The organism is Acetobacter sp. (assembly GCF_052102375.1).
In the GTDB taxonomy this organism is placed as follows: domain Bacteria; phylum Pseudomonadota; class Alphaproteobacteria; order Acetobacterales; family Acetobacteraceae; genus Acetobacter.
Window position 1 is genome coordinate 60112 of the sequence record NZ_JBQDXI010000017.1, and the last position, 6953, is coordinate 67064.

5 protein-coding genes and 1 pseudogene are annotated in these 6953 nt (G+C 50.9%); 3 read left to right on the forward strand and 3 right to left on the reverse strand.

Annotated features, from left to right (window positions below; all coding sequences use genetic code 11):
* Positions 1-19 precede the first annotated feature (19 nt).
* Together ACTIDN_RS08970 and ACTIDN_RS08975 are read right to left on the reverse strand one after the other, a co-directional pair.
* On the reverse strand, positions 20-1078 hold the full coding sequence (locus tag ACTIDN_RS08970; RefSeq protein WP_441376780.1) for an asparaginase: 1059 nt from the start codon (positions 1076-1078) through the stop codon (positions 20-22).
* Between the two features lie 103 nt (positions 1079-1181).
* Positions 1182-2438 (reverse strand): dicarboxylate/amino acid:cation symporter, encoded by a 1257-nt coding sequence (locus ACTIDN_RS08975; protein WP_441376773.1) that lies wholly within the window; start codon positions 2436-2438, stop codon positions 1182-1184.
* Between the two features lie 246 nt (positions 2439-2684).
* Between ACTIDN_RS08975 and ACTIDN_RS08980 the strand changes: the two genes are divergently transcribed.
* From ACTIDN_RS08980 to ACTIDN_RS08990, 3 genes are all read left to right on the forward strand, one after another.
* Positions 2685-3665, forward strand: a complete 981-nt coding sequence (locus tag ACTIDN_RS08980; protein WP_441376774.1) for a transporter — start codon at positions 2685-2687, stop codon at positions 3663-3665.
* A gap of 79 nt (positions 3666-3744) precedes the next feature.
* Positions 3745-4974, forward strand: a complete 1230-nt coding sequence (locus ACTIDN_RS08985; protein ID WP_441376775.1) for a putative DNA modification/repair radical SAM protein — start codon at positions 3745-3747, stop codon at positions 4972-4974.
* Positions 4971-5912, forward strand: coding sequence for a TIGR03915 family putative DNA repair protein (locus tag ACTIDN_RS08990; RefSeq protein WP_441376776.1), 942 nt, complete (start codon positions 4971-4973; stop codon positions 5910-5912). The genes ACTIDN_RS08985 and ACTIDN_RS08990 overlap by 4 nt, the downstream gene beginning before the upstream one ends.
* 422 nt (positions 5913-6334) lie before the next feature.
* Here ACTIDN_RS08990 and ACTIDN_RS08995 read toward each other — a convergent pair.
* Positions 6335-6811, reverse strand: a pseudogene (locus ACTIDN_RS08995) (Hint domain-containing protein); the annotation flags it as partial.
* Between the last annotated feature and the right edge of the window lie 142 nt (positions 6812-6953).

A 6953-nucleotide genomic window follows, 5' to 3' on the forward strand; every position in this document is an offset into this window, starting at 1 on the left:
GGCTTGCAAGCGTTACGTTTTAATAGAGCCCCTGCCCAAAAGCTGCCTGCACGGCATGCACGTCCGTCACGCCACCGGCAATGAGCACCTGTAGCAAAATGCGGGCTTTTTGCGGATTAAGGTCGTAAGATACTACATAGCCATGAGTGTCATCCGAGACCTCAACATTACGGTTCACCAGCCCACTCCCTACCCTGCTGGCACGCACCACCAGCACACCCTTGGCAACTGCACGATCCAGCCCCGCCAGAGCCTCATCAGATGCGTTGCCGTCCCCAATACCAGCTAAAACGATGCCGCGTGCACCATCTTCAATGGCATGGTCAATCTGGCGGGCATCCATGTTGCTATGACCATAAATAATTTCCACACGTGGCAGTTTACCCTCGGTGTGGATCAAGTCCGGCACGGTGCCCTCTGCCTGCACAGCAGGTGCCAGAAACCTTACGGACGCAGGGTCTACATAGCCAATGGGGCCTGCATTAATGGAGTGAAAGGTTTGCACATCTGTTGTGCTGACCTTGGTAACCCAGCGTGCAGCGTGAATGGTATCATTCAACACCACCATAACCCCGCGCCCTTTGGCTTGCGGCGCAACTGCCACTTTAACAGCTTCATACAAGTTGGCTGGCCCGTCAGCACTTATGGCCGTGCTAGGCCGCATGGCGCCCGTAACAACAACGGGATAAGCGCTTTTAAGAACCGTTTGAAGGAAGAAAGCCGTCTCTTCCATAGTATCGGTGCCGTGTGTGACCACAACGGCATCCGCCTCATGGGCTGCAAATGCCGCTTTTATCCGTTTTGCCAGAGCAAACCAGACACCATCGTTCATGTTTTGGGAGCCGATATTGGCAATCTGCTCCACATGCAAAGCCGCTAGCTTGTCCAGTCCCGGCACGCCTGCAATCAGGTCCTGACCACTCACGCCCCCTGCATCGTAACCAATTGCAGACCTTGCATCAGCCTTGCCAGCAATTGTCCCACCTGTGGCCAGAATAAGAACGCGTGGGCGTGAATGAGTCGCTGTTGACATAGGGGCCTCCGGAGCAGTCTGTGCAGCAAAAGTGGCTGATACCATGGCTGATGTCAGGCACAAGCCCGTTACCACAGAACAAAGCCACCGCCTGTGCCCAGCACCCCGTGCCGCACCGTCTTTGCAACGTCTCCGTTCTGACATCATCTTAAATTGCGTCCTCAGTCCGGCCCTTGGACAACACACCTTCCCATTTGGCGGAAACCGCAGCGGCATACCCATTACCCAGCACATTTGTGGCGGTGCGTAGCATATCTAGGAAGTGATCAATCCCAAGGATCAGGGCAATACCCGCCTCAGGCAAACCAAACTGCGGCAGAACTGCCACCAGCGTAACGAGGGACGCACGGGGCACACCGGCAATCCCCTTACTGCTCAGCATCATGACCAGCACCATCAGCAACTGTTGTGTCCATGCCAGATGAATGCCGTAAGCCTGCGCAATAAACATGGCCCCGAAGGACTGGAACAGAATGGAACCATCCAGATTGAAGCTGTAACCCAAAGGCAGCACGAAACCACCAATCCGGGCAGGCACTCCAAAATCTTCCAGCTTTTCAAGTAGGAGCGGATAGGCAGATTCACTGCTGGCGGTAGAAAAACCAAGCAGAACCGGCTGCACAAGATTTTGGATCAATCCCTTGATGCGCGTGCCCAACACACAGAATGTAATGCCTGTCAGCACCATCCACTGGAAGAAAATCGTGCCGTAGAATTCCGCCAGAAACCGACCGAACTGAAGCAGCATACCAAGGCCGCTATGGGCCAGACTGCCCATAATGGAACCAAACACCGCCAGAGGCGCCGTTACCATCACCATATCGGTCATGCGCAACATGATTTTTGCGAGTTCTTCTGACCATCCCAGCATTGTTTTTCCCGCAGTGCCTGCCGCAGGCAACGCCAAGCCAAACAGAACGGAAAAAACAACAATCTGCAAAATATCGTTCCGCCCCATGGCATCCAGAATACTAGTCGGGACAATATGTAGAATAAAATCAACAGGCAGGAACGGGTGCTTAAGGCCAGACACATCCGCAGCATGATCTGGCGTAAACCCTAAGCCGGGCTGGAGCAGATTGGCCCCAAGTAACCCGATGGTCAAAGACAGGAAGGACATAGCCACAAACCAGAGCAGCACTTTGCCGCCCACGCGCATGACAAGGCTCTGATCGCCAAGCTTTCCAATACCACTCACCAGCGTGGCAAAGACCAGCGGCGCAATGACCATACGAATCAGGCGCAGGAACAACCCGGTCAGCAGGGACGACAGCTGCTCCGCAGTATGGATGTAAGCTGGCAGGAAAGAATGGACAGCAAGCCCGCTCACAATACCAAGAAGCAACGCCACCAGAATGGCGACTGTTCTTTTACGTGTATTGCCTGGATGTGTGGCAGCGCCCATCCGCATTCCCTTTACCATAGTGTCATTCGATTATGAACATTCTGAATAAAGAACGAACCTATAGAGAAAAACCTACCCGAGGTCAAAATGTGAAATTTTTTCTTCTTTTTTGTATTGCGAAATTTCCATTTTGGCATGTAAAAGCCCCCGTGTTTTGATTATTATTACGGTTCACCTTCGTATCGTTCTGTATTTATAACACATTCGTATCGAGTTTCCGTATCCTGCACTGGCCTTGAAACAGAAATGCTCTACTTTCTTTCATCACTTAAGAAAACAAGACTTTTAACCTGTGCAGGAAGTGTTATTTTATATTTAGCTTCTGTTTACGATGTAGCACAGGCGGAGCAGTGGTATACAGGCTCGCTCCTTTCCCCCGCCCCTGCCAAAAACCATACAGGACAAGGCACGATCGAGCCTTATTTTACCTACTCGCTTCCAGTAGGGTATTTTGACGCCGCAGGCGTCAGCCAGCCGCAGCACCCCAGACAACAGCTTTTCAGCAACTCCACACTCTGGAAATATGGTCTAACAGAAAGCCTGAGCATACAGGCCCATACGGTAGTGTCTTACGGATGGAAGAACACGCAAGGCCATTCCAACGGACCAAAATTCGGTGACTTCCCGGTAGATCTGATCTGGCGTTTTATAGACGGCAACCAAAAACGCTATATTCCCTCTTTCAATATTTTTGCGGGGATTGTGTTCCCAACCGGTGACTATAACAAACTGCAAAATGCGCAGAATGGGGTAGGCACCGGATCTTATGTGTTCCGCACGGCTCTCCTGAGCCAATCGTCTTATATGTTGCCGGGCAATCACCCTCTACGGCTGCGCACATGGGGCTGGTTTCGCCATGCCTTGAATGCAGCTAGACTTGATGGGCGCACAACCTATTCCACCCCAACCGGATTTCAAGGTCACGGCAGACCGGGCATGAGCGGCCAAGCCGGTTTCTCCCTTGAATATGGCATAACGCGCCGGTGGGTCGCGGCTGTAGATGTCGCACGGGATTGGGCCAATGGGTCCAAAATTTGGGGTACAACGCAAAATGGTAGTCACTTGAAGAAAATAGGCACGTCTTCAGGGGATTGGCAGGTCGATCCTGCTGTTGAATATAACTTCAACTCGTCCATCGGCCTCATTACTGGGGCGTCTGTCTATTACGCTGGCCATAATACAGGCATTCGCGTTGCACCACAGTTTGCCGTTAACGTCGTTTTTTAAACAAAAGCCCCCAACCACCCTCATGAGGGTTCATCAAAAATATTGCTTTTCACGGAAAGAGAACATAACATGAACAACCATGAAGCACAGCCTGACATCCCGCCTGGCCATTCTGTCGGATGCCGCAAAGTATGATGCCTCCTGCTCATCCAGCGGTGCTGGCAAGCGGGATTCTGCCGCCAGTAAAGGGCTAGGCTCCACCAGTAATGGCATATGCCACGCCTATACACCGGACGGGCGTTGTATTTCCCTACTGAAAATACTGCTGACCAATTTCTGTATTTATGACTGTGCTTATTGCATCAACCGCTCCTCTTCCAATGTGCAGCGTGCCCGCTTTACGGCGGATGAGGTTGTCTGGCTGACACTGGAATTCTACCGGAGAAATTATATCGAGGGGCTTTTCCTCTCCTCCGGCATTATCCGCTCATCCGATGACACAATGGGCCAGATGGTCAGAGTTGCGCGTGAACTCCGGCTAACGCATGGTTTCCGGGGCTATATTCATCTCAAGACCATTCCCAATGCTTCCCCCGCGCTGCTGGCTGAAGCAGGGCTGTATGCTGACAGGCTCTCCATAAACGTGGAAATGCCTACAGAAAGCGGGCTAGCGGCCTATGCACCCCAAAAACACGCATCCGAAATCCGCCACTCCATGGGAGAGATGCGCACTCATATTGATGCAGGGAAAGAGAAAACACTTTCTGGCAAAAAGGCTCCTCGCTTTGCTCCCGGCGGCCAAAGCACACAAATGATTGTGGGTGCCGATGCCGCGAGTGACCGCGATATTTTAGGCAGCAGCTCCTCCCTCTACACAGGCTACCGCTTGCGCCGCGTTTATTATTCAGCTTTTAGCCCCATACCGGATGCGTCTTCTCTTTTGCCAGTCAAGGCACCTCCTCTCCTACGGGAACATCGGCTTTATCAGGCAGACTGGCTCTTCCGTTTTTACGGATTTCAATTTGCAGAAATCACGGCTGACAGGCCTGATGGTATGCTTGATCTGGAGCTTGACCCAAAACTGGCATGGGCTTTGGCAAATAGAGCCCTGTTCCCGGTTGACCTGAACCGCGCCAGCAAGGAAATGCTGCTACGCGTACCAGGGCTTGGTGTACGCTCTGTTACAGCCATTCTTGCTGCACGCCGGCATAGACACCTGCGGCTGGAAGATCTGGCTAAACTGAACATATCGCTCCGCAAGATTAAACCATTTTTGTACACCACTGGCTGGTCCCCTACCCGTCTGGCAGACCGGCAGGATCTTAGGTCCCTCTTTGTGCCACCACCCCAGCAACTTTCCCTACTATGACTATGCTTTACCGCGTTAGGCTACCCGATCATGCCAGTTTTGAAGACTGGCGCCCCCTCGCCCGTCAGTGCTTTCTGGCTGGCTTACAACCACATGACGTGGAGTGGTGCACCACATCTGAAGAAGCCACGCTGTTTGACCTTGCGACCACGCTACCGCCCGCGCAAACCGGCAGGATATCTCCAGTCTTGCGCAATACATGCTTGGCACTTCTTAAATCCATGCTTAGACACGCCAGCAAAGAGCGTTTTGCTTTGGCGTATCGTATCTTGTGCCGTGCACAGCAGGAACCAGCGCTTGCCTCCATTACTGTTGACCCTGATATTGCTCAGGCCCTCCGCATGGACCACCAAGTGCGGCGTGATGCCCACAAAATGAAAGCCTTTGTGCGGTTTCGTGAATGTGGAGCAAACTCAGAGAATAACCGCAGAAATTTTTTGGCGTGGTTTGAGCCAGACCACTACATTCTCTCTACCGTAGCCTCTTTTTTCACAAAAAGATTTACGGATATGGATTGGGTTATCCTAACCCCTAAAGGGTCTATCGCTTGGAATGGGGAACACTGCGCTCTCTCCCATGAGCCCTGTGATAAGGCGTCCGTTGAGGATCAGATAGATGCTTTATGGCAGACATATTACGTCTCCATTTTTAATCCGGCCCGTATCAAAACCAAGGCTATGCGCTCAGAAATGCCCCGGAAATACTGGAAAAATCTTCCTGAAACACAACTCATCCCGCAAATGTTGGCCAATGCTGAAAAGCGGGTAGCAGAGATGGCAGCCCAACAGCCCAAAGCACCTCCAAAGTTTCATGCATCGCTGCAAAAGAGAGCGCATAACGATATGGATGTGTCTCGACTTAAACTCAGCCCACTCCAACCCGATGAGGGACATGAAGAAAATTGGCATAAAACCAATAAGACTGAGTTGTCACCCTAGGTCGTGCAGTCGCGTCCACACATCGGTCTTTTAAAAAGCGGCATAATCCTTATCGCGCCAAAGATCTTGAAGAGCTGTTTTGAGTGATCAGTCTCATGGACGCCTTTTATGCAGACGTTTCGAATATTCGCCAGCATACTGCACTTATGTCTATGCAACTTAAAAATGCTGCCAAAGCAGGTGTGCTCAGAGCTGTAAAGTCTGAACTCCCATGTTAGTTTAAGGGCCATTACGCACCTCATCAACAATTTTTACGTCCGCAGAGGCCATACTTTATAATTCATTGAAAATGCTATCCGGATTCTAACCGCAACGTCGTTTTGCAAATAACCCGCGACCTAGAACTAAACTGTAACTCGCCCTTTCTGGAAGGCAGCAACTTTCAGGTCAGCATGCTCATTTTTTTTTGGTGCATGGGTATGTCTATCACCAAAAAGAACCACAACACCATGCTGTGCAAACGTCGCACGGTTCCCTGTATCGAGATAGCTCTCTGTGAGCATATCATTGGCCCAGATAACGGAGTGTGTTTCTGTTTCAATATGATAGTATGTATAGCTTGTGAAAACACGATCATAGAAAATAGAACGTCCGTTTACGAGCATACGGACTGGTATAAACTTCCCATCAAAAAATAGACAATGTTCTGGTGTCACAAGAAGGTCCTTATATGGCACACCATCAGAAATAGCATCTTTCAAGATACGAACCGGATAGCCTGCCTCATCAATACGAAGATGTGGCCTAACAACCATCTTCTTATGACCAACCCACTTAACCGATTGGGTCAGTTCTGCGTTGTGGCGCCAATCATAGGTACAAATCCTATCGCCAATTGCCATCTCTTCAACTGCACGATTACCTGTGGGTGTCCGCAACATGGCACCGGCAAGGAAGCACGTATCAAAAAAGATCTCGGTATCTGAAGATACTCGCAGCCCATGCTCGGACGGCTCGATATCGTCCGATTTTTGAGCATTTTTACCGTCGACGCGGATTTCTCACAGTTGAGGCAATTTCGGTTCATTTTGTAGAATTCAG